Source organism: Azospirillum thiophilum, from assembly GCF_001305595.1.
In the GTDB taxonomy this organism is placed as follows: domain Bacteria; phylum Pseudomonadota; class Alphaproteobacteria; order Azospirillales; family Azospirillaceae; genus Azospirillum; species Azospirillum thiophilum.
In genome coordinates, this window is the sequence record NZ_CP012403.1 from 538,045 (window position 1) to 559,358 (window position 21,314).

Consider the following 21,314-nt stretch of genomic DNA (forward strand, 5'->3'; position numbering starts at 1 on the left):
CCTCCGTCAGAGCTTCCGGACGACCGGGGTGCCGAACAGACCGGTCGGCTTGACCAGCAGCACCAGAATGATGAGCAGATAGCTGAGGCTCGGCGCCCAGACAGCCGGCAGAACCGCCACCCACAGGCTTTCGCACAGCCCCAGCACGATGCCGCCGGCCACCGTTCCGGGAAGGCTGGCCAGCCCGCCCACCGCCGCCGCCGCGAAGCCCTTGACCAGCAGCCCGCCGAAGCTGGGATCGACCAGCGTCAGCGGCGCGTAGAGCACCCCGGCGATGCCGCCGAGCGCGGCACTCGCCGCCATGGCGAGCGCGAAGACGCGGTCGGTCCGGACGCCGCACAGCCCGGCCCCCAGCGAATTCTGGGTCATCGCCCGCATCGCCTTGCCCCAGCGTGTCCAGCGGAAGAAGACGGTCAGGACGGCCATCACCGTCGCGGCTCCGGCCACGATCAGGATCTGCTGGCCGGTGACGACCACCGGCTCCGACAGCACCGGGCGCAGACGCGGGCTGGGCGGGAAGGCGTAGGCGTCCGCCCCCCAGATCAGCGTCGCCAGCCCGTTCAGGATGTTGGCGACCGCCAGCGTGGCCAGCACCTGGATCATGTGGGGCGCCGCCAGCAGACGGCGGTAGACCGCATGGTGCAGGAACAGCCCGACCGCCACCGCCACGGCGACGGCGGCCAGCACCGCCGCCGGATAGCCGAGCCCGAAGCCCGTGACCGCCGTGACCCCGACATAGGCGCCGATCAGGATCACGCTGCCATGGGCGAAGTTGATCACCCCCGTTGCCTTGAAGACGAAGACCAGCCCCAGCGCCACCAGCGCATAGATGCAGCCGCTCACCACCCCGGCGGCCAGGAGTTGGGGCAGCATGTCAGTTGCCCCCCGCCGGCCCGCCGGCGGGACGGTCGGCCTTCTCCGTGCCGGACCAGTAGCCGGGCATGGTCGAGGTCTCCACCCCGGCCCTGACCTCGTAGATGTGCACCCCGCGCCCGCCCATGTGGTTCTCGGGCGAGAAGGTCACCGGGTAGGACAGCGCGCTGGTGGCGACGTCGCGCGTCCGGTCGAGCTCGGCCACCAGCGTTTCCGGCGTCACCTCGCGCCCGGCCTTGCGCAGCGCCTCCACCAGCACCTCGGCGGCGCCGACTCCCGACGCGACCAGCGGGTTGTAGGTGACCTTCGGGTAGGCGGCCTGCAACTCCGTCAGCAGCGGCTTCAGCAGCGGGCCGTTCAGGACGTCCGACGCCAGGGTGCTGCCGTAGTAATGGTCGAGCGCGCTCTGGGGCAGCGACCGGTAGATGCTGGAATCGGTGACCGAGGCCGAGGTGACGATCGTGGCGCGGAAGCCCAGCTCGTCCGCCTGACGCAGGAATGTCTGGGCAGGCACCTGATAGAGGAAGGCGATGACCACGTCCGGCTTGGCGTCGCGCAGCTTGAGAATCTGGGCACTGGCGTCGGTGGCGCGCGGCTCCATCGTCTCGTCGGCGACCAGCTTCTGGCCGTAGCGGGCGAGCATGTCCTCCACCCCCTGGCGTCCTTCCTTGCCGTAGACGTCGGTCTGGCCGATGAAGGCGACGCGGGCCGGCTTGAACCGGTTCATCGCGAAGTTGACGAGCCCGCCGCCCTGGGCGTGGACGGAGGTCGCCACGAAGAAGACGTTCGGCTTCAACCCGCCCAACGCCGGAGCGGAGGAGGTGTGCCCGCCGCTGGAGAAGGAGATGAAGGGGATCGCCGTCGTTCCGGCGACACTGTCGCGTACCGCGACGGCGGCCGAGGAGCAGGTCAGCCCCAGCACCGCCAGCACCGACTTTTCTGCGACCAGCTTGGTGGCCAGCCCGACCGACTGCCTGGACGAGCAGCCGTCGTCCTCGGGCACGACCTCCAGCTTGCGGCCGAACAGCCCGCCGGCCGCGTTGACCTTGTCGAAGACGAGACGGACGCCGTGCAGGCTGGGCGCCCCGTATTGGGAATAGGCACCGCTCAGCGAATCCTGGACGGCGATGCGGATGGTGGTGTCGGTGACGCCGGGCATGCCCTGCGCCGATGCCCCACCGGACGCGGCGGCCAACAGCGCCGCCAGACCCAGGCCGGCGGCAATCCGCCGCCCCTTCGTTCCTTGCCGATTCATGGATTTCCTCCCATCGGAAATGTCAGGCCATGGCTTGTTCCGCCATCTTCTTCAATTCGGATTTCCGGACCTTGCCGAGCGGCGTCATCGGGAACTCGCCGACCACGATGAAGGACGCCGGCACCTTGTATTTCGCGATGTTGTCGCCGCAGAAGCGGGCCAGTTCGTCCGCCGTGACGCTCCGCCCCGCCCGGAACTGCACGAAGGCGACCGGGCGCTCGCCCAGCCTGGCGTCGGGGACGCCGACGACATGGGCCTGCATCACCGCCGGATGGCCGGCCAGCAGCCCCTCGATCTCGACCGGGTAGACGTTGAAGCCGCCGACCAGGATCATGTCGGACACCCGGCCGGTGATGCGCAGGTTGCCGTCCCCGTCGACGGTCCCGAGATCGCCGGTGCGGAACCAGCCTTCCTGGAAGGGCCGGATCAGCCCGTCCCCGCCGTTGAAGTAGCCCAGCATGACGTTCGGCCCGCGCACGCAGATCTCGCCTGCCTCCGCCGGAACCAGCGCGTCCCGCATGTTCGGATCGACGATGCGCAGCTCGACGCCGGGCAGCGGGCGGCCGACCGTCTCCACCACCACCGGCACCGGGTCGCCGACGCGGGTGAGGGAGATCACCGCGCAGGTCTCCGACATCCCGTAGCCGTTCACGAGGTCGCGGACACCGAGCGTCTCGCGGATCGCGGCTGCGAGCTCCGGCGTGCAGGGGGCGCCGCCGACGATGCCGGCGCGCAGGCTCCGCGTCCGCTCCGGCTCGAAGTCGGGATGGCCGAGCAGCATCAGGAACATGGTCGGCACGCCGTAGATGCCGGTGCAGCCCTCCCGCTCGATGGTCGCCAGCGCCTCGCCCGCGTCGAAGGTCGGCAGCAGGACCAGGCAGGCGTCGTGCGTCCAGCTCGCCACCAGCGCGTTGCAGCAGCCGAACACCGAAGGCAACGGCGCGCCGTAGAGCACCCGGTCGCCGGGCCGGAACCCCATCGCGTCGCCGACCGCGCGCTCGGTGGTCAGGATGGCGCGGTGGCTGAGCATCGCCCCCTTGGGCGTCCCGGTGGTGCCGCTGGTGAAGATGCAGATGGCGGGATCCTCGGGTTCGACCGCCGCGAGCACGGCGTCGAGCCGCTCCTCCGTCACCGTCTCCGCTTCGGCCAGGAGGTCGTTCCAGCCGGTCACCCCGGCGTGCCGGCTGCCGTCGAGCGAGACCAGCCGCCGTCGCGCGCCGGAGCCCGACGAGTCCGGGCAGACCCGCCCGACGATGCCGTCGAGATCGGCCTGGAGGAAAGCGCGCTGGTAGATCAGCATCGCCGGTTGGGCACGCTCGAGGATGGCGGCCAGCTCCCGCGCGCCGTAGCGGGTCTGGATCGGCACCAGCACGGCGCCGACCAGCGTGACGGCCAGTTCGACCGCCACGAACTCCGGCCCGTTGGGCAGCCACAGGCAGACCCGGTCGCCGCGCGCGATCCCGGAGGCGAGCAGCGCGCGGGCGATGCGCCGGGCCTGCCGCACCAGCTCGCCGCCGCCGACGCTCCGCCCCTGGAAGGACAGGACGGGGTCGTCGCCCCGTTCCTCCAGCCGCCCGGCAAGCTCACGGAAGGTCCGCACGGCTCAGCCCCCACCGGGCCGGCGCCCACCGGCCGGAAGCGGGGCAGCGTCACCTCGCCGGCGTCCTGGAACACCACCTCGACCGGGTCGCCGATGCGGGCCTCCATCGCGCCGGGGCCGACGAGGTTGCTCATCATCATCGGCCCCTCCGCCAGTTGGATCAGGGCGACGACATAGGGAACCGCGCCGGCGAAGACCGGGGCGGAGGGGCGGTGGACATGGGTCAGCGAATGCACATGGCCGCGCCCGCCGACCGGCGTCCATTCCAGCCTTACCCCGCCGCAGGTCGGGCACAGATAGACCGGGTAGAAGGTGAAATCGCCGCAGTCCGCGCATCGCTGCATCGTCAGCCGGTGGTCCCGGCAGGCGTCCCAGAAGGGCTGGGAGACATCGGTCGGGCGCGGCGGGATGGTGGGCATGGTTCCGGTCATGATGATCAGTCCCTTCCGAGGATGCAGACGGAATGGTTGGAGGCGACGGCGCTGACCGAGGTGGCGAGCGCCACCCGTGCGTCCGGCACCTGCCGCGCGCCGCACTCGTGGCGGAGTTGCCGGACCGCCTCGATGAGATGGAAGATGCCGCCCGGCATGCCGGGGTGGGCGAAGGACAGCAGCCCGCCATGGGTGTTGACCGGCAGCTCCCCGCCCAGCTCGATGCGGCCGCCCTCGACGAAGGCCCCGCCCTCCCCCTTCTTGCAGAAGCCGAGATCCTCGAACTGCATCAGCGCGGTGATGGTGAAGCTGTCGTAGATCTCGGCAACGTCGATATCGGCCGGGGTCAGGCCGGCCTCGCCGAAGGCATCGCGTCCGGCAACCTTCTGCACCGTGGAGGTCAGGGTGAACTCGCCCTTGCGCGACGGCGGCAGCCCGACCCCGCCGGCCAGATGGCCCATGTGGTAGTAGGACTGCGCCTGGCCCGTGCCGAGCACCCGGATCGGCCGCTGCCGAAGGTCGCGCGCCCGCTCCAGCGTTGTGACGACGAAGGCGCCGCCGCCGTCGGAGATCAGGCTGCAATCGAGCAGCTTCAGCGGCGTCGCGATCCGCCGCGAATTCATCACGTCCTCCACCGTGATCGGCTGCCGCTTCTGTGCCGCCGGGTTGAGGGCGGCGTGCTTGCGGCAGGCGACGGCGATGGCGGCGAGCTGCTCCTCCGTCGTGCCGTACTCGTGCATGTGGCGCGCGGCGGTCAGGGCGTAGAAGGCCGGGATGTGAGCGCCGTAGGGCACCTCGAACTCCAGCGAATGGGCCCCCAGTTCGGTATAGGCGGTCACCCCCTTGCCGGCGCCGGGGCCGCTCAGCAGATTGTCGGCCGACACCACCAGCACCGCCCGGCAGCGGCCCGACTGCACCGCCCATTGCGCAAGCTGCAAGGCGTAGCCGAAGGCGGCGCCGCCGGTGCGCAACGTGTCGCACAGGGTCTTGCAGTAGAGGCCGAGATGCTCGGCGATCAGCATGTGGTGGCGGACGTTGTCGTCGACGACCGACGCGGTGGTCAGCAGCCCGTCGATCTCTTCCTTCGGGATGCCGCAATCCTCGATCGCCCGGCGCGCCGCCTCGACATAGAGACCGTTGGAGTGGGTGCCGGGCAGGTTGCCGACCGGTGTCTCTCCCACGCCGGCGATCGCGACCGCCACGGATGAACGCAAACTCATCGGGTGCAACTCCAAGACAGTGATGTCGGGATAGAGGCTGAGAGGGAGGCCGCGACGGGGCCGGCGGCTATCCGAGATAGGCCTTGCGCACAAAGTCGGTGGCGCCGAGTTCGGCGCTGCTGCCGGCGGCGATGACCCGGCCGTTCTCCAGGACGAAGCCGCGGCTCGCCACCGACAGCGCCTTGGCGACATTCTGCTCGGCGAGCAGGATGGCCAGCCCATCCTCCGCCAGCCGCCGGATGATCGCGTAGACCGCATCCACCACCACCGGGGCCAGCCCGAGCGACGGCTCGTCGAGCAACAGAAGCTTCGGGCGGGCCATCAGGGCGCGGCCGATGGCGAGCATCTGCTGTTCGCCCCCCGACAGCGTTCCCGCCGCCTGCCCCGCCCGCTCCGCCAACCGGGGAAAATGCCCGAAGACGCGGTCGAGGTCGGCCGCAATGCCGCCGTCCCGCCGCAGGAAGGCGCCGAGTTCCAGATTCTCGCGCACCGTCATCTGCGGAAAGACCTGCCGGCCCTGCGGCACCTGGACGATGCCCAGCCGAACCAGCCGGTCGTTGCCGATGTTGGCGGCCGGCCGGCCCTCGAAACGGATCTCCCCGGCGCGGACCGGCAGCAGGCCGGAAATCGCCAGCATCGTCGTGGTCTTGCCGGCCCCGTTGGCCCCCAGCAGGGCGGTGACGGCGCAAGCGCCGGCGTCGAAGGACAGATCGCGCACCGCCAGCGCCGCGCCGTAGCCGGCCTTCAGTCCCCGGACGCTCAGCATGGTTTCGCTCCTTCCGCATCGGACGCGCCGAGATAGGCGGCGACGACGGCCGGATCGCCCAGCACCCGGTCGGGCGCGCCGGTCGCGATCACCAGCCCGTGGTGCATCACCGTGATCCGGTCGGACAGCCGCCGGATCAAGGCGACGTTGTGCTCCACGAAGAGCACGCCGACCTCGAAACGCGAGGCGATGCGCCGCATCAGGTCGGCCAGCCGCTCGTTGTCCTTGCCGGCCAGCCCGGCCGCCGGCTCGTCGAGCAGCAACAGGCGTGGGTTGCAGGCCAGCGCGCGGGCCACCTCCAGCAGGCGCTGCTGGCCGTAGGCGAGCGTTTCCGCAGCCCGCTCCTCCAGCCCGGCCAGCCCGACCAGTTGGATCAGTTCACGGTCGTCCAGCACCCCCCTGCGCGTCCGCGGCAGCCGCTGGGAGGCAACCCGCAGGTTGTCGGCGACGCTGAGGCGGCCGAAGAGCTGCGGCGTCTGGAAGGTCCGGGCGATTCCGCGCCGGGTGACCGCCACAGGGTTGCAGCTGGGCAAGGCGGCGCCGTCGAGGCGGATGGTCCCGCCGCTCGGCTGCTGGAAACCGGAGACGCAGTTGATGACCGTGCTCTTGCCCGCTCCGTTGGGGCCGATCAGGGCGTGGATCTCGCCGCGCCCGATGGCGAAGCCGACGTCGGCCACCGCCGTCAGCCCGCCGAAGCGGACGCCCAGCCCGCTCACCTCCAGGAGCGGTTCGTCGGAAGGCCGCGCGGTCATGCCGACGCCCTCCCTTTGCGAAACATCAGGCCGGCCAGACCCCCGGGGAAGATCAGGAGGACGGCGAGCAGGGCAAGGCCGTAGGCGACCTCCTTCAGCCCGGCGAAATCCATGACCACCCGTTCGAGCAGGGTCAGGGCGGTGGCGCCGACCACCGCGCCGGCAAGGCTGCCGAAGCCGCCGATGGCGATCGCCGTCAACTGCTGGAGCGTCACCCCCAGATTGAAGGAATAGGGATCGATGAAGCCGATCATCGCAGCGTAGAGCGCCCCGGCGAGGCCGGCATAGGCGCCCTGGATGGCGAAGGCGAGCGTCTTGGCGCCCTGCGCGTTATAACCGACGCTGGCGAGCGCCACCTCCGAATCGCCCAGCGCGGTGAGGACCTTCCCGATCCGTCCCGTCTCCATCAGCCGGTAGAGCAGGATCGCGACCGCCGTCAGCGGCAGGAACAGCAGCGCCATGTCCGCCTGCCCCGTCAGCGCCACCCCGGCGACGACCGGACGCGGGACAGCCAGCCCGTCCGGCCCGTTGGTCAGCGCGTCGGCATGGACAAGGACGAACTGGAAGATCTCACCGAAGCCGAAGGTGATCATCGCCAGATAGAGGCCGCCGGACCGCCACGCAACGAGGCTCACCGCCGTCGACACCGCCATGGCGGCCAGCACCGCCAGGGGCAGCGCCGTCAGGAAGGGCAACCCGAGGCGCATCTGCGCCAGCGCCGCCACATAGGCCCCCACCCCGAACAGCGCGCCGGTGGACAGGGCGAACTGCCGCGCCACCCCGACGACCAGATTCGTGCCGATCGCCAGAAGGACGTTCACCAGCACGAGGTTGAGCGTGTGGAGTTCATACTCCGGCAGCAGGAAGGGAGTGGTGCCGAGCAGCCCACACAGAAGCAGCCCGCGGGCCAACCAGGTGCCGGTGCGGCGGCGCAACGGCGCGTCCGCGATCGTCGGCCCTATCCTCCGCTCCGGTCGAAGCTCGCGCCATGCCATTGCAGTCCTCCCCAGGACGTATTTGATGATTGATGACTCGTCAGTCATGAAATGAGGCGTCTTCAATATTGGGCAAACCCACGCCGCCCGGCATTTCAAAGTCAGTACGGAATTTTGGAAGTCAAAGCCTCAGGACCGGGATACAATCCGGAATATTTATCATCGGATTCAATAATAAAACAAGTCGAATTACGAGAAATTAAATACAATCTGTGCATGGATCAATATGACTCTTGAAGTATTTCCATCACATCCTCCAGGGTCGTCACCGGACGAAGATTCGCCCGGACGAAAGCGTTGCCGAGCGCGCTTTCCGCCACGCGTGGCAGGCAGTCCTTCGGCACCCCCAATTCGGACAGGCGGGTCGGCAGCCCCAGCGACGCGATGAGGTCGCGCACCACGGCATCCGCGGATCGCCCTGCCCCGCCACAAGCCGCGGCGATCCAGCGCTGCCGCTCCTCCGACACCGGCCGGTCATAGGCCAGCACCGCCGGCAGCAGCACGCAGGAGGTCAGACCATGCGGCACCCCGGCGACCGCACCCAACTGATGCCCCAGCCCATGGCTGGCCCCGAAGCGAATGCGCCCGATGCCCGCCCCCGCCAGCCAGGTGCCCTGCTGTCCGAGATGCCGCGCCTCCACCCCGCCGTCCGGTCCGGCCGAACGCCGAAGCCCGTCGGCCAGCAGGCACAGACCGCGCAAGGCGAGCGCGTCGGTGAAGGGATTGGCGTCGCGCGACAGGACGGTCTCGATGCCGTGATCGAGCGCCCGAACCCCCGTGGACAGCCACAGGTCGCGCGGCGTGTCGCCGGCCAGCCAGGGGTCGAACAGCACGATGTCCGGCGCGAGGCTGTCCGATTTGTACAGGTTCTTGATCCCGGTGACGCCATCCGTCGCCCCGGCGATCATGCCGAACTCGGCCGCCGAGAGGGTGGTGGGCACGGCCAGGATGGGCATCGGCCGCGTCACCGGCGACGGCCGGATCGTCCCGCCGGCATCGGGCACGGCGCGCAGCGCCAGCAACGACTCCCGGTCCGTCGCTCCGCCAGCCGCCGCCAGCGTTCCGATCTTGGCGGCGTCGAGCGCGCTGCCGCCGCCGATCACCAGGATCAGGTCCGGCTTCGTACGCCCGATCGCGGCGGCAAGCGCCAGCACCACCTCGAACGGCGTGTGCGGCTTCAGCCCGTCGAACACCGGCAGGGCTGCCGGCCCCAGGGAAGCCAAGGCCTTCAGCACCAGCGGATGGCGGCGCAGCGAGCCGGTTACCACCGGCAGGACCCGCGTGCAGGCCCGCTCCGCCACGATGGCGCCCAGCCTCTCGCCCAGCCGTACGCCGTAATGCACGTCCGGCTGGCGCAGCAGGGCCAGGGCACCACCCGTCACAAGCTCGGCGCTCTCGATCATATCCACCCTCGCTTTCCCGGTGCTCTGCGTGGTTGGGGGCGAGACGCGGCGTCTCGCCCCCGGCGGACGGCCTGGCCCGAACCGGCCGTCAGGGCGTGACCAGCGGGCAACCGCCCTCGGCCATCGGTCGATAGGCCTCCTCACCCGGCACACGGGCCAGCACCTTGTAATAGTCCCAGGGAGTCCTGGAGTCCGCGGGGCTCTTGACCTCGAACAGGTACATGTCGCGAACGACGCGGCCATCGGCGCGGATCTTGAAGTCGTTGCTGAACATGTCGTTGACCGGAAGCTCCTTCATGGTCTTCGACACGGTCGGGGAGTCGTCGGTGCCCGCCTTCTCGACCGCCTTCAGATAGTGGCGCACGGCGCTGTAGACTCCGGCCTGCGCCGCCGTCGGTGCGCGCCCCCCGAACTTCTCCATGAATTTCCGCGACCAGGCGCGCGTTTTCTCGTCCATGTCCCAGTAGAAGGATTCGGTGAACATCAGCCCCTGGGCGTCCTTCAGGCCGATGGAGTGTACGTCGGTGATGAAGATCAGCAGCCCGGCCAGCCGTTGGCCGCCCTGCACGATGCCGAACTCGGCGGCCTGCTTGATCGCGTTCACCGTGTCGCCGCCGGCGTTGGCGAGCCCGATGACCTTGGCCTGGGACGCCTGCGCCCGCAGAAGGAAGGAGGAGAAATCCAGCGTGTTCAGCGGATGGCGGACCGTGCCCACGACCTTGCCGCCGGCCTTCTCGACGAAGGCGATGCCGTCGCGCTCCTGCGAATGGCTGCCGGCGTTGTCGCCGGTCAGGAAGAACCAGGTGTCGCCACCGCGCTTGACCGAGGCCCGCGCGGTGACGTTGGCCATCGAATAGCTGTCGTAGGTCCAGTGGATGGTGGTCGGCGCGCACTGCTTGCCGGTGAATTCGGTCAGCGCCGGCCCCGACAGCATCAGCATCCGGTTCTTCTCGCGGGTGACGCTGAGCACGCCGAGCGCGGTGGCGGAATGCGGAACGTCGACGATGGCGTCCACCCCGTCCCGGTCGATCCATTCACGGGCGATGGCCGAACCGATGTCAGGCTTGTTCTGATGGTCGGCGCTGACGATGACGACCGGCTTGCCGGAGACCTTGCCGCCGAACTCCTCCACCGCCATTCGCGCGGCGACGACCGATCCTTCGCCGCCAAGGTCGGCGTACAGGCCCGACCGGTCGTTCAGCACGCCGATCTTGACGGTTTCATCCGAAATCTGCGCCGCCGCCGGGCCGCCCAAGGCGATGCCCGACGCCACGGCGGCGATGAACGCCGCTTTCATGCCGTTTCCTCCAGAATTCTCGTTTATCGGTTTTTGTTCGGATGCGGCCGCGGGGACTCAGCGCACGCGTTCCAGCACGCTGACGTAATTGGCGACCGCGGCGCCGCCCATGTTGAAGATGCCGCCCTTCGTCGCCCCGGGAACCTGGATGCCGCTGGCCGTCCCCATCAACTGCATGGCGGTCATCACATGCATCGACACGCCGGTCGCGCCGATCGGATGCCCCTTGGCCTTGAGCCCGCCCGACGGGTTGACGGGCAGCCGCCCGCCGACCTCGGTCCAGCCCTCCAGCAGGGCGCGGTGCCCCTCGCCCGGCGGCGTCAGGCCCATCGCCTCATACTCGATCAGCTCGGCGATGGTGAAGCAATCGTGCGTCTCGACGAAATCGAGATCGTCGAGCCCGAGCCCGGCCTGCGCCAGCGCCTTGTTCCATGCGACCGCGCAGCCCTCGAACCGGGTCATGTCGCGCCCGCCCATCGGCAGGACGTCGTTGGCCTGCGCCTGCGCCCGCAGCCCGACCGATTTGGCCGCACCCACCGCGACGTCACCATGGACCAGCACCAGCGCGGCCGCCCCGTCGGACACCATCGAACAATCCGTGCGGCGCAGCGGACCGGCGACCAGCGGGTTGCGGTCGGACACCGTCCGGCAGAACTCGAATCCCAGATCCTTCTGCATATGGGCCAGCGGGTTTGCCGCGCCGTTCCGGTGGTTTTTGGCGGCGATGCGCGCCAGCGCGTCCGACTGGTCGCCGTAGCGCTGGAAATAGAGCTGTGCGATGCGCCCGAAGATCCCGGCAAAGGACAGGTCGCCGCCGTCCCCTTCCGCCAGATAGCTGGCCGACGCCAGCGACGCCTGCACCTGCGCGGCCGGGGCCGCGGTCATCTTCTCGACGCCCACCACCAGCACCGACCGCGCCCGCCCGGAACCGATGGCCATGGCGGCCTGACGGATCGCGGCGGAGCCGGTGGCGCAGGCGTTCTCGACGCGGGTCGCCGGCTTGAAGCGCAGCGCGCCGTCCGCCTGAAGGGCGAGCGAGGCCGGGAATCCCTGCGGATCGAGCCCCTGGTTGAAATGGCCGACGACGATCTCGTCGATGTCGGCGGGGTCCAGCCCGGCGTCGGCGATCGCATCGGCGGCGACGCGGACCACCAGCGATTCCAGGTTTTCGCCATCCAACTTGCCGAAGCGGGTGTGCGCCCAGCCGATGATGTGTCCCAGCATGTCTTGCCCTTCGCTTCGAGAGGGGGTGATCGGGAAGCGGCCTTATGGAGCGGTCCGGAGCATTTTTCAGGGCGCAAAGGCCCGGCCGCTCACCCTTGAGGAGCTGCCTGTGCTGCATTTATCGTCGGACAATCGAACTATTGCTGCCGCGATCATTCGCTGTCAAGCGGCTTTCGGTCGGGTTCGATTTTTTGTGTCGCACAATATTCTGCGCTGCAGCGCGTTAATGAGCGTAATTTTCGATATTTTTCGCCCTCCCAAGCCTCTTGACGTTCAGCAAATTTTGAATCTACGATCCGATAGTCCGACTATAAATGCGCCGAGGCTGGCCGGCAACCCCGCCGCCCGCTCCATGCCCCTGCTCCGGATCGACCATGCCGCTTGAAGATTCGATGTTCCGCGCGCCCGATGAGACCGCCCGACTGGATTGGGCGGCGGTCACCGCCCACCTGGCGGCGCACGGGCTGCGGCTCGACCACGAAACCCCGCCCCGCCAGTTCAGCGGCGGACTGGCCAACCTGAATTTCCTGGTCTCGGTCGACGGGATCCCGGCGGTCCTGCGCTCGCCGCCGCCCGGACCGCTGCCGCCGGGCGCCAACGACATGGCCCGCGAGCACCGCATCCTCAGCCGGCTGTGGCGCGCCCTGCCGCTGGCGCCGAAGAGCCTGCATCTGTGCGAGGATGCCGGCGTCGCCGGCCATCCCTTCATTCTGCTGGAATACCGGCAGGGCGTGACGCTGGCCGGCGCTGCGCCGCCGCCGCTGGAGCGGCGGCCGGCGGCGGGCGCCCGGCTGGGACCGTTGCTGGTCGATGCCCTGGCCGACATCCACGCCGTCGATCCGGCCGCCGTCGGGCTCGACGGGTTCGGGCGGCCGGACGGCTTCCTCGACCGCGCAGTCGCCGGCTGGACCAGGCGTGCCCATCTCTCCGCCGGACCGGACGGCCCCCCGCCGCCGGCCGTCGAGCTGGCCGGCTGGCTGACGGACCGGCTGAACCGGGTCCGGCCCGGCCCGCCGACCCTGCTGCACAACGATTTCAAGCTGGACAACCTGATCCTCGACCCCGACCGGCTGGAACCGGTCGCGATCCTCGATTGGGACCAGGGCACGCGCGGCGACCCGCTCTTCGATCTCGCCACCCTGCTCAGCTATTGGACGGAAGCCGATGATCCGCCGGTGATGCACGATCTGGCGCAGATGCCGACGGCGCGCTTCGGCTTCCCGAGCCGGCGGGACGCGGCGGAACGCTACGCCGCCCGCACCGGCCGCGACCTGGCGGACTTCCGGTTCCATCGCGTGCTCGCCCTGTTCAAGCTGGCGGTGGTCTTCCAGCAGCTCCACGGCCGCTACCGCAGCGGCACCACCAGCGACCCGCGCTATGCCGGCTTCGGCGCCCTCGCGCGCGGCCTGTTCGATTTCACCCACGATATCGCCCAAGGGCGTGGCTTCTGAAACGCCCCCGTTCCACGACGATCATTGCCAGGGACAGGAACCCCCGATGGACTTCTCGCTGCCGCCCGACCTGATCGCGGTGAGGGACCGCACCCGGTCCTTCGTACGCGACGCCCTCATCCCTCTCGAAAACGACCCGCGCCAGGGCCCGCACGGGCCGTCCGACGAATTCCGCCGCGAGCTGAACGCGCTGGCCCGCGACGCCGGGCTGCTCGCCCCGCACATGCCCGGGGAGTGGGGCGGGCTGGGGCTCGACCACCGCGGCAAGGCGGTGGTGTTCGAAGCGGCCGGCTACGGGCTGCTGGGACCGCTGGCGCTCAACATCGCCGCGCCCGACGAAGGCAACATGCATCTGCTGGAGCAGGTGGCGGACGAGCGGCAGAAGCGCCGCTGGCTCGCCCCCCTGGCGCTCGGCGAGATCCGCTCCTGCTTCGCGATGACCGAGCCGCATCCGGGCGCCGGCTCCGACCCGTCGCTGCTGCTCACCAGCTACCGCCGAACCCCCGGCGGATACGTGATCAACGGCACCAAATGGCTGATCAGCGGCGCCGAGGGCGCGGGCGTCTGCATCATCATGGCGCGCGACGAGGACTCTCCCGACGGCGAACCGCGCGCCACCATGTTCCTCGCCGACATGGACCGGCCCGGCATCGTGATCGAGCGCACGCTCGACACGCTGGACCAGAGCTTCCCCGGCGGCCATTGCGTGGTGTCCTTCCAGGATCTTGTCGTTCCGGAGGAGGATGTGCTGGGTCGGGAGGGCGAGGGATTCCGCTACGCCCAGGTCCGGCTGGCGCCGGCCCGGCTGACCCACTGCATGCGCTGGCTGGGGGCCGCGCACCGCGCCCACGACGTCGCCACCGCCTACGCCCGCGAACGCCGCGCCTTCGGCAAGGCGCTGATCGACCATGAGGGGATCGGCTTCCAGCTCGCCGACAACGAACTGGATCTTCACACCTGCGGGCTGGTCGTCGCGCACGCCGCCTGGGTGCTCGACCAGGGCGGCAAGGGGCGCCATGAATCGAGCGTGGCCAAGGTGATCTGCTCGGAGGCCATCTGGCGCGTGGTCGACCGCAGCCTGCAGGTGCTGGGCGGGCTCGGCACCACCCGCGACACGGTGGTCGAGCGCATCTTCCGCGAGGTTCGTCCCTTCCGCATCTACGACGGCCCGTCCGAAGTCCACCGCTGGAGCATCGCGCGCAAGCTGGCGCGGGAGGGCGTGCAATGAGCGCCGTTTCGACGCCCACCCTGCAGCAGCGCATGGCCGGCCTGTTCGACCTGACCGGAAAGGTGGCGGTGGTCACCGGCGGCGGGCGCGGCATCGGCCGCTCGATCGCCGGGGGGCTGGCCGGCTTCGGGGCGGAGATCGTCCTGAGCGGCCGCAACACCGCCACGCTGGCCGCCACCGCCGGGGAGATGGACGCCCAGGGCGCCAAGGTCTGGTGGCACGCCGCCGACGTCGCGCGCGAGGAGGAGGTGGCGGCGCTGCTCGCCGCCGTCCTGGAACGGCACGGGCGGATCGACGTGCTGGTGAACAACGCCGGCATCAATCCGACCTACAAGGCGGCCGAAACGCTGACCCGCGAGGACTGGCAGCCGATCATCGACATCAATCTGGGCGGCGTCTTCCATTGCTGCCGCCATTTCGGCGCCGCGATGGTGGAGCGCGGAACGGGCAGCATCATCAACATCAGTTCGGTCGGCGGCCATGTCGGTCTGCGCAAGACGCTGCCCTACTGCGCGGCCAAGGGCGGGCTGGAGATGATGACCAAGTCGCTTGCCATCGACTGGGCGGCCTCCGGCGTCCGGGTCAACAGCATCGCCCCCGGCTTCGTCGAAACCGACCTGACCGCCGGCGTCCGCGAACACGAGCAGATTTCCCGCCGCCTGCTCGGCCAGACGCCGATGGGCCGCTTCTGCGGTCCCGACGAGCTGATCGGTGCCGCCGTGTTCCTGGCGTCGGCCGCCTCGGCCTACGTCACCGGGCACAGCATCCTGGTGGATGGCGGGTGGACCGCGCAATGACGGCCGCCCCCTCCCCCACCGCTCCCCCAGCCGCCGAGGCGCTGGCCGGGCTGGTCGTGCTCGACCTGACCCGCCTGCTGCCCGGCGCCTTCTGCACCCAGCTCCTCGCCGATCTGGGCGCCACGGTCGTCAAGATCGAGGAGCCCGGACGCGGCGACTACAACCGCGCCTTCGAACCGCTGAACGTCGCGGAATCAGGTTCCTTCCTGCTGCTGAACCGCAACAAGAAGAGCGTCACGCTGAACCTGAAGACCGGGGAGGGCAAGGCGATCCTGAAGCGTCTCGCCCTCCGGGCCGACGTGCTGGTCGAGGGCTTCCGGCCCGGCGTGATGGACCGGCTGGGCGTCGGCTACGAGACGCTGGCCCGCGACAACCCCCGTCTGGTCTATTGCGCGATCTCCGGCTTCGGGCAGGACGGCCCCTTCGCCAAGGCTCCCGGCCACGACCTCAACTACATGGCGATCGCCGGCGCCCTGCCGCTGTTCGCCAAGGCCGGGGAGGATCCCATCGTGCCGGGCCTGTCGATCGCCGACCAGGGCGGCGGCTCGCTGATGGCGGCCTTCGGCATCCTGGCGGCGGTGCTCGCCCGGCGGGCCACCGGGCGCGGCCAGTTCGTCGACGTCTCGATGACCGACGGGGTGGTGGCCTGGCTGGCCTACCACGCCGCCGACCGCTTCTTCGCCGGCATCGAGCCGAAGGGCGGCGAACGCCGCTTCCTCGGCCAGGCGCCCTGCTACAACGTCTTCCGCTGCGCCGACGGCCGCTGCATCACGCTGGGCTGCATCGAGGAGAATTTCTGGCACCGCTTCTGCGATCTGGCCGGACTTGGGGATCTGAAGGACCGGCAGTGGCCCGAGGGGGCGGAGGCAGCCGCCCAGATGGCGCGGGTCGGCGACCTGATGGCGAGCCGGACCTGCGCCGAGTGGATGGATCTGCTCGGCCCCGCCGACCTGCCGGTCGCCCCGGTCAACAGCATGAGCGAGGCGTTCGAGCACCCCCAGCTCAAGCACCGGGACATGCTGCTGCATATGGACCATCCGGTGGAGGGACGGATCCCGCAGCTGGGATTCCCGATCAAGTTCTCCGGCACGCCTGGGCGTCTGCGCACGCCACCGCCGCTGCTGGGCGAGCACACCGACGAAATTCTGGCCACGCTCGGCTATGGCGGCGACGATGTCGCGCGGCTGCGCGCGGATAAGGTCCTATAGGCGCCAGCGGCAATCAAGACCGCGCACAAGCGCGCATCAACCCGCCCAAGGGGGAGGAAACGCCATGCCCACCACCACCGCACCCGGCCAGCCCTTCGCGTGGAACATTCCGGAATCCTTCAACTTCGGGGCCGACGTCGTCGACCGCCACGCCGCCGACCCGGCGCTGACCGCGCTGCTCTGGTCGAATGCGGCGGGAAAGGAGGAGCGCTACAGCTACGCCGACATGGCGCGGCTGACCAACCGCTTCGCCAACGCGCTGGCCGCGCGCGGCATCGCCAAGGGCGACCGGGTGCTGGTCATGCTGCCGCGCATTCCCCAATGGCAGATCGCCCTGGTCGGCTGCCTGAAGCTGGGGGCCATCCCGATTCCCTGCATCGAGATGCTGACCGAGCGGGACATCGCCTACCGCCTCGCCCATTCCGAAGCGCGGGCGGTGGTGACGACGGCGGCTTCGACCGCGAAGTTTGCCGCCATCGCCGGGATGCCGGCGCTGCGCATCGCCGTGGGCGATCCGCCGACGGGCTGGACCAGCTGGGCGGCAGCGCTGGAGGAGGCGCCGGACGCCTTCGTCCCGGCGGCGGTCCAGGCGGAAGACCCCGCGATCCTCTTCTACACCTCCGGCTCGACCGGCCATCCCAAGGGCGTCACCCACGCGGCCCGCGCGCTCTACGCCTGGCGCGTCTCGGCCGAGCATTGGCATGGGCTCCAGCGCGGCGACGTCATGTGGTGCACCGCCGACACCGGCTGGAGCAAGGCCGGCACCAGCATCCTGTTCGGCCCCTGGAGCCGGGGAGCGGCGGTGGTCTTCCACGACGGTCCCTTCGACCCGCGCGCGCGCTTCGAGCGGATGGTGCGCCACCGCGTGAATGTCTTCTGCGCCGCCGCCACCGAATTCCGCCGCCTGGTGCAGGAGGACGTCGCCGGCCTCGACCTGTCGGCGCTGCGCCAGGCGATCTCCGCCGGGGAGTCGGTGAACCCGGCGGTGGTCAAGCGCTGGACCGCGCTGACCGGCGTGCCGCTACGCGAGGCCTACGGCCAGACCGAGACGCTGATGACCGTGCTGACCATGGCGGCGGACGAACCGCGCCCGGGCTCGATGGGCCGCGCCGCGCCCGGGTCCGACATCGCGGTGATCGACGAGGAGGGCCGCCGGCTGCCGCCCGACACCCCCGGCCTGCTGGCGGTCGGGCTGCCCAACCCGCAGGTCATGCTGGGCTACTGGAAGGATCCGGAACTCACCGCCGACAGCCGCCTGGAGGGGCCGGACGGCAGCTGGTTCCTGACCGGGGACAGGGCGACGCTGGATGCCGACGGCTATTTCCACTATCTCGGCCGCAATGACGATCTGATCAACTCTGCCGGCTACCGGATCGGCCCGCTGGAGGTCGAGAACGCCCTGATCGAGCATCCTGCCGTCCAGGAGGTCGCCGCCGTGCCCAGCCCGGACGAGGAGCGCGGCGAGGTGGTCAAGGCCTTCGTCGTGCTGCGCGCCGGCCTGTCCGGCTCGCCCGAGCTGGTGAAGGAGCTGCAGGACTTCGTCAAGACCCTCACCGCCCCCTACAAGTACCCGCGCCGCATCGAGTTCGTCGACGAATTGCCGAAGAACCCAAGCGGCAAGATCCTGCGCCGAGAACTGAAAGCGCGCGAATTCGCAGCCCATGGCGCCACCCCATGACCGCTCCGACGGTTTCCAGCGAGCCGGCGGACGGCGTCGCGCGCTTCGTCGGCTTCCGACCTCCCCCTCCGCTCCCCATCATTGAGGACAGCCGGACATGAATCCGTCGACCCATCCCGTCATCGTCACCGGCGCGGCCTCCGGCCTTGGCGCCGCCACCGCACGGGCCTTCGCCGAAGCCGGGTCTAAGGTCGCGCTGCTCGACCTGTCCGCCGACCGTCTGGCGTCGGTTGCCGCGGAGACCGGCGGCCTTGCCATTCCGTGCGACGTCACCGACGCCGCCTCGGCCGAACGCGCGGTGGCAATGGCCACCGCCGCCCACGGACCGGCACGCATCCTGGTCAACTGCGCCGGCATCGCTCCGGCCGGCCGCATCGTCGGCCGCGACGGGCCCCAACCGCTCGACGAGTTCGCCCGCGTCGTGTCGGTCAATCTGATCGGCACCTTCAACCTGATGCGGCTCGCCGCCGCGGCGATGACGACGCTGGAGCCGTTGGAGGACGGGGAGCGCGGCGTGATCGTCAACACCGCGTCGGTCGCCGCCTACGAGGGGCAGATCGGACAGGCCGCCTATGCGGCGTCGAAAGGGGGCGTCGCCTCCCTGACCCTTCCGGCCGCCCGCGAACTGGCCCGCCACGGCGTGCGGGTGGCGGCGATCGCGCCCGGCCTGTTCGGAACGCCAATGGTCACCGCCATGCCGCAGGAGGTCCAGGACGCCATCGTCGCCAACATCCCGTTCCCCCACCGCTTCGGCAAGCCGGAGGAGTATGCCCGCATGGTCCTGTCCATCGTCGGGAATCCGATGGTGAACGGGTCGGTCATCCGGCTCGACGCCGCGCTGCGCATGCAGCCGAAGTGAGGCGGGCAGGATGACGGGGCAGGAGACGGTCCGCCGCCGGATCCATCTGGTACGGCACGGGGAGGTGGCGTATTTCGACCGGTCGGGACAGCCGCACAACCCGCGCGACGTCGCGCTGACGCCGGCCGGGCGGAAGCAGGTGGAGGCGCTCGCCCTCCATCTGGCCGCTGTTCCCATCGATCGGGCGGTGTGCTCCGGCCTGCCGCGCACGCGGGAAACCGCCGGGATCCTCATCGCCGGGCGCGGGCTGCCGCTGGAGGAGGATGACGGCTTCCGTGAAATCCGCGGCGGCCGGCTGCGGGATCTGCCGGTGGACGGCATCGAGGAGCGGCTGGCCAGCGCCTACACGCCTTGCAGCGAGGAGGGAGGACGGTTCCTTGGCGGGGACGTCTTCGCCGCCTTCGCCGAACGGGTGGGCGCGGCCTTCCACCGGCTGGTCGCTGCACCGGACTGGCGGTCCCTGCTGCTGGTCGCGCACGACGGCGTGAACCGCGCCATCCTGTGCCACGCCCTCGGCTGCGGGTTGGCCGCTTTGGCGGCGCTGGAACAGGATTACGCCGGCCTCAACATCATCGACCTGGAACCGGACGATTCCGGTGGCTGGCGGCCGCTGGTCCGCACCGTGAACATGACCGCCTATGACGCCGTGAAGGCGGACCTTCACGCGACGTCGATGGAGCAGGTGGTCCGCAGCCGCCACCGCGCCTGACGGCGGCCCCCGGTCATTCGAAATAGCTGCTGTTGTCGACCGGCTGGTTCATGTCGAGATCAGCCAGCTCGTAGCCTCGCCGGAAATCCTTGATGTGCTTTTCCATCCACTGCGCCGCATGCTTGGGGTCGCGGTTGCGGATTCCGTTTACGACTTCCCGGTGGGCGGAGAGCAGGCGATCCTTGGCATTCAGCCGCGACATCACCTGATAGAAGGCGGGGTAGAACAGCAGGCCGATCGGCTCCCGCGCCAGCAGCAGAGCGCGGTTGCGCGACGCCTTGGCGACCAGGAGATGGAACTCGATGTCCAGGGCGACGAGCTTCTGTTCATGCTCCAGGCAATCGGCGGTCTCCCGAAGATTGACCTCGAGCCGTTCGATCTCCTCGTCTGTCGCGCGGATCGCCGCCAGTTCCGACGCACGGACCTCCAGCGGCAGCATGGTTTCCCACAATTCGAGGAATGTGATCTCGTGCAGGATCATGGCTTGGCTGACGCGGGAGGCCAGCTCCTGTTCCCGTGGCAGGCTGATGACCAGACGGCGAGCGCTCTTGCGGAACACGAGCCCGCTCTGCTCCAGCACGCGAATCGCTTCGCGCACGGTGGAACGGTTGACCCCGAGTTGCTTGGCGAGATCCAATTCGGAGGGCAACTGCTGCCCAACCTTGTAGATGCCTTGCATGATACATTTTTCGATGTTCGAAGCCACCAGATGATAGGCCGGCTGAACATCGACTTTCTCGAAGACCATGGGACTGTGTTCAATCAAGGATGCGTCCTCTTGGCTCCAAAGCTCTGCATCGACCCGGTCGACGGATCGAACAACGTCGGGCAGTCGGACCATCGTACCTTTTTCCCGAGCTGCCGACCAGCGCTAACGGCTTCCGCTTCGTCGATCTGTCAGAACTTGTTCGTAGCAGGGACGTCCCGGCTCGCGGCGGTCGGGCCACCCGCAAAATCCGGTCCGGGCAGGTCCATATCAACTATCCCGCCTGGGATCCCCATGCGCCTTTCGGAGGCTACAAGCAGTCCGGCAATGGACGAGAATATGGAGTCTTCGGGCTGGAAGAGTGCCTCGAAACCAAAGCCATCCCGGGCTATCACCCGTCATGAACGGCGTTGTTGCGCAAATCGGGAAACGGCCGATCGAGGAGGACTGCGGGTAAGGTCACGGCCCTCCGGCGGCACAGGCCAATGACCAGTGCCGCCGGTATGACACCCACGCCCGCCGTCTTGTCGATACGTTGTCGGAAAATGCCCCGACTTGATCGGCAAAGCCATTTGGTCAGCAATGCTGCCATTTTTTATCGCGAGCATCCCGTCTCTGCCAACGATTTGCCGGCAAAGCCGCTGCCGCACCGAATCGATTCGGCTTTCACCCATTTCCGGCAAGGGACCGACCACCGGGAGGTGCGGCAGATGGGCACTGTGCGCCTTTGCCGCGGAACCAGCGATGGACCGGATGTCAATGCGCTTTGGATAAATTCGGCAGATATGTGACTGGATTGTCCGAATCTTTGGAGAAATACCCCCAAAGGAGTAAAAATCACCGCTTGGTCAGAAATCCTGCC

The 21,314-nt window shown here is 69.3% G+C and carries 20 protein-coding genes and 1 pseudogene; 9 read left to right on the top strand and 12 right to left on the bottom strand.

What is annotated here, in order from left to right; genetic code table 11:
* Positions 1-6: 6 nt before the first annotated feature.
* The 11 genes and pseudogenes from AL072_RS21615 to AL072_RS21660 all read right to left on the bottom strand — a co-directional run bounded on the left by AL072_RS21615 (position 7) and on the right by AL072_RS21660 (position 11,816).
* Positions 7-873, bottom strand: coding sequence for a branched-chain amino acid ABC transporter permease (locus AL072_RS21615; RefSeq protein ID WP_045584262.1), 867 nt, complete (start codon positions 871-873; stop codon positions 7-9).
* A 1-nt stretch (position 874) separates the two neighbouring features.
* The gene (locus tag AL072_RS21620; protein WP_045584263.1) at positions 875-2,128 is read right to left on the bottom strand and encodes an ABC transporter substrate-binding protein; all 1,254 of its coding nucleotides are present in this window, start codon (positions 2,126-2,128) and stop codon (positions 875-877) included.
* A gap of 22 nt (positions 2,129-2,150) precedes the next feature.
* Positions 2,151-3,728 (bottom strand): class I adenylate-forming enzyme family protein, encoded by a 1,578-nt coding sequence (locus AL072_RS21625; protein ID WP_052710243.1) that lies wholly within the window; start codon positions 3,726-3,728, stop codon positions 2,151-2,153.
* A gap of 77 nt (positions 3,729-3,805) precedes the next feature.
* Positions 3,806-4,159 (bottom strand): annotated as a pseudogene (locus AL072_RS36325) (Zn-ribbon domain-containing OB-fold protein); the annotation flags it as partial.
* Positions 4,160-4,164: 5 nt separating this feature from the next.
* Positions 4,165-5,379 (bottom strand): thiolase family protein, encoded by a 1,215-nt coding sequence (locus AL072_RS21630; RefSeq protein WP_045584264.1) that lies wholly within the window; start codon positions 5,377-5,379, stop codon positions 4,165-4,167.
* A 67-nt stretch (positions 5,380-5,446) separates the two neighbouring features.
* Entirely contained in the window at positions 5,447-6,145 is a 699-nt protein-coding gene (locus AL072_RS21635) for an ABC transporter ATP-binding protein (RefSeq protein ID WP_045584265.1), read from the bottom strand.
* Positions 6,139-6,897 carry an ABC transporter ATP-binding protein gene (locus AL072_RS21640; RefSeq protein WP_045584266.1) on the bottom strand — a complete coding sequence of 253 codons (759 nt, stop codon included), beginning with the start codon at positions 6,895-6,897 and terminating at the stop codon, positions 6,139-6,141. The genes AL072_RS21635 and AL072_RS21640 overlap by 7 nt, the downstream gene beginning before the upstream one ends.
* Positions 6,894-7,892, bottom strand: a complete 999-nt coding sequence (locus tag AL072_RS21645; protein WP_158511088.1) for a branched-chain amino acid ABC transporter permease — start codon at positions 7,890-7,892, stop codon at positions 6,894-6,896. Before AL072_RS21645 ends, AL072_RS21640 begins: the two co-directional genes overlap by 4 nt.
* A 221-nt stretch (positions 7,893-8,113) precedes the next feature.
* Positions 8,114-9,295 (bottom strand): iron-containing alcohol dehydrogenase, encoded by a 1,182-nt coding sequence (locus AL072_RS21650; protein ID WP_052710245.1) that lies wholly within the window; start codon positions 9,293-9,295, stop codon positions 8,114-8,116.
* A gap of 88 nt (positions 9,296-9,383) precedes the next feature.
* On the bottom strand, positions 9,384-10,592 hold the full coding sequence (locus AL072_RS21655) for an ABC transporter substrate-binding protein (RefSeq protein WP_045584268.1): 1,209 nt from the start codon (positions 10,590-10,592) through the stop codon (positions 9,384-9,386).
* Positions 10,593-10,649: 57 nt separating this feature from the next.
* Entirely contained in the window at positions 10,650-11,816 is a 1,167-nt protein-coding gene (locus tag AL072_RS21660) for an acetyl-CoA acetyltransferase (protein WP_045584269.1), read from the bottom strand.
* Positions 11,817-12,190: 374 nt separating this feature from the next.
* Between AL072_RS21660 and AL072_RS21665 the strand changes: the two genes are divergently transcribed.
* The 7 genes from AL072_RS21665 (at position 12,191) to AL072_RS21695 (ending at position 19,746) form a co-directional block, all read left to right on the top strand.
* The gene (locus AL072_RS21665; RefSeq protein WP_045584270.1) at positions 12,191-13,267 is read left to right on the top strand and encodes a phosphotransferase family protein; all 1,077 of its coding nucleotides are present in this window, start codon (positions 12,191-12,193) and stop codon (positions 13,265-13,267) included.
* Positions 13,268-13,313: 46 nt separating this feature from the next.
* Positions 13,314-14,495 (top strand): acyl-CoA dehydrogenase family protein, encoded by a 1,182-nt coding sequence (locus tag AL072_RS21670; RefSeq protein ID WP_045584271.1) that lies wholly within the window; start codon positions 13,314-13,316, stop codon positions 14,493-14,495.
* Positions 14,492-15,292, top strand: coding sequence for an SDR family NAD(P)-dependent oxidoreductase (locus tag AL072_RS21675; RefSeq protein ID WP_082109186.1), 801 nt, complete (start codon positions 14,492-14,494; stop codon positions 15,290-15,292). The genes AL072_RS21670 and AL072_RS21675 overlap by 4 nt, the downstream gene beginning before the upstream one ends.
* A complete protein-coding gene (locus AL072_RS21680; protein WP_045584272.1) occupies positions 15,289-16,500 on the top strand; it encodes a CaiB/BaiF CoA transferase family protein in 1,212 nt (403 codons plus the stop codon). The genes AL072_RS21675 and AL072_RS21680 overlap by 4 nt, the downstream gene beginning before the upstream one ends.
* 64 nt (positions 16,501-16,564) lie before the next feature.
* On the top strand, positions 16,565-18,178 hold the full coding sequence (locus AL072_RS21685) for an acetate--CoA ligase (protein ID WP_045584273.1): 1,614 nt from the start codon (positions 16,565-16,567) through the stop codon (positions 18,176-18,178).
* A gap of 97 nt (positions 18,179-18,275) precedes the next feature.
* Positions 18,276-19,037 (top strand): SDR family NAD(P)-dependent oxidoreductase, encoded by a 762-nt coding sequence (locus tag AL072_RS21690; RefSeq protein WP_045584274.1) that lies wholly within the window; start codon positions 18,276-18,278, stop codon positions 19,035-19,037.
* 10 nt (positions 19,038-19,047) lie between these two features.
* Positions 19,048-19,746 (top strand): histidine phosphatase family protein, encoded by a 699-nt coding sequence (locus tag AL072_RS21695; protein ID WP_045584275.1) that lies wholly within the window; start codon positions 19,048-19,050, stop codon positions 19,744-19,746.
* A gap of 13 nt (positions 19,747-19,759) precedes the next feature.
* On the opposite strand, the gene AL072_RS21700 is transcribed toward AL072_RS21695, so the two are convergent.
* Positions 19,760-20,587: a FadR/GntR family transcriptional regulator gene (locus AL072_RS21700; RefSeq protein ID WP_245636913.1), complete on the bottom strand. Its 828-nt coding sequence runs from the start codon at positions 20,585-20,587 to the stop codon at positions 19,760-19,762.
* Between AL072_RS21700 and AL072_RS36330 the strand changes: the two genes are divergently transcribed.
* Together AL072_RS36330 and AL072_RS34435 are read left to right on the top strand one after the other, a co-directional pair.
* On the top strand, positions 20,515-20,856 hold the full coding sequence (locus tag AL072_RS36330) for an aldehyde dehydrogenase family protein (RefSeq protein WP_282183959.1): 342 nt from the start codon (positions 20,515-20,517) through the stop codon (positions 20,854-20,856). The two genes, AL072_RS21700 and AL072_RS36330, sit on opposite strands and share 73 nt — an antisense overlap.
* Before the next feature lie 81 nt (positions 20,857-20,937).
* Positions 20,938-21,243 carry a hypothetical protein gene (locus tag AL072_RS34435; protein WP_144428332.1) on the top strand — a complete coding sequence of 102 codons (306 nt, stop codon included), beginning with the start codon at positions 20,938-20,940 and terminating at the stop codon, positions 21,241-21,243.
* The last annotated feature ends 71 nt before the right edge of the window (positions 21,244-21,314 follow it).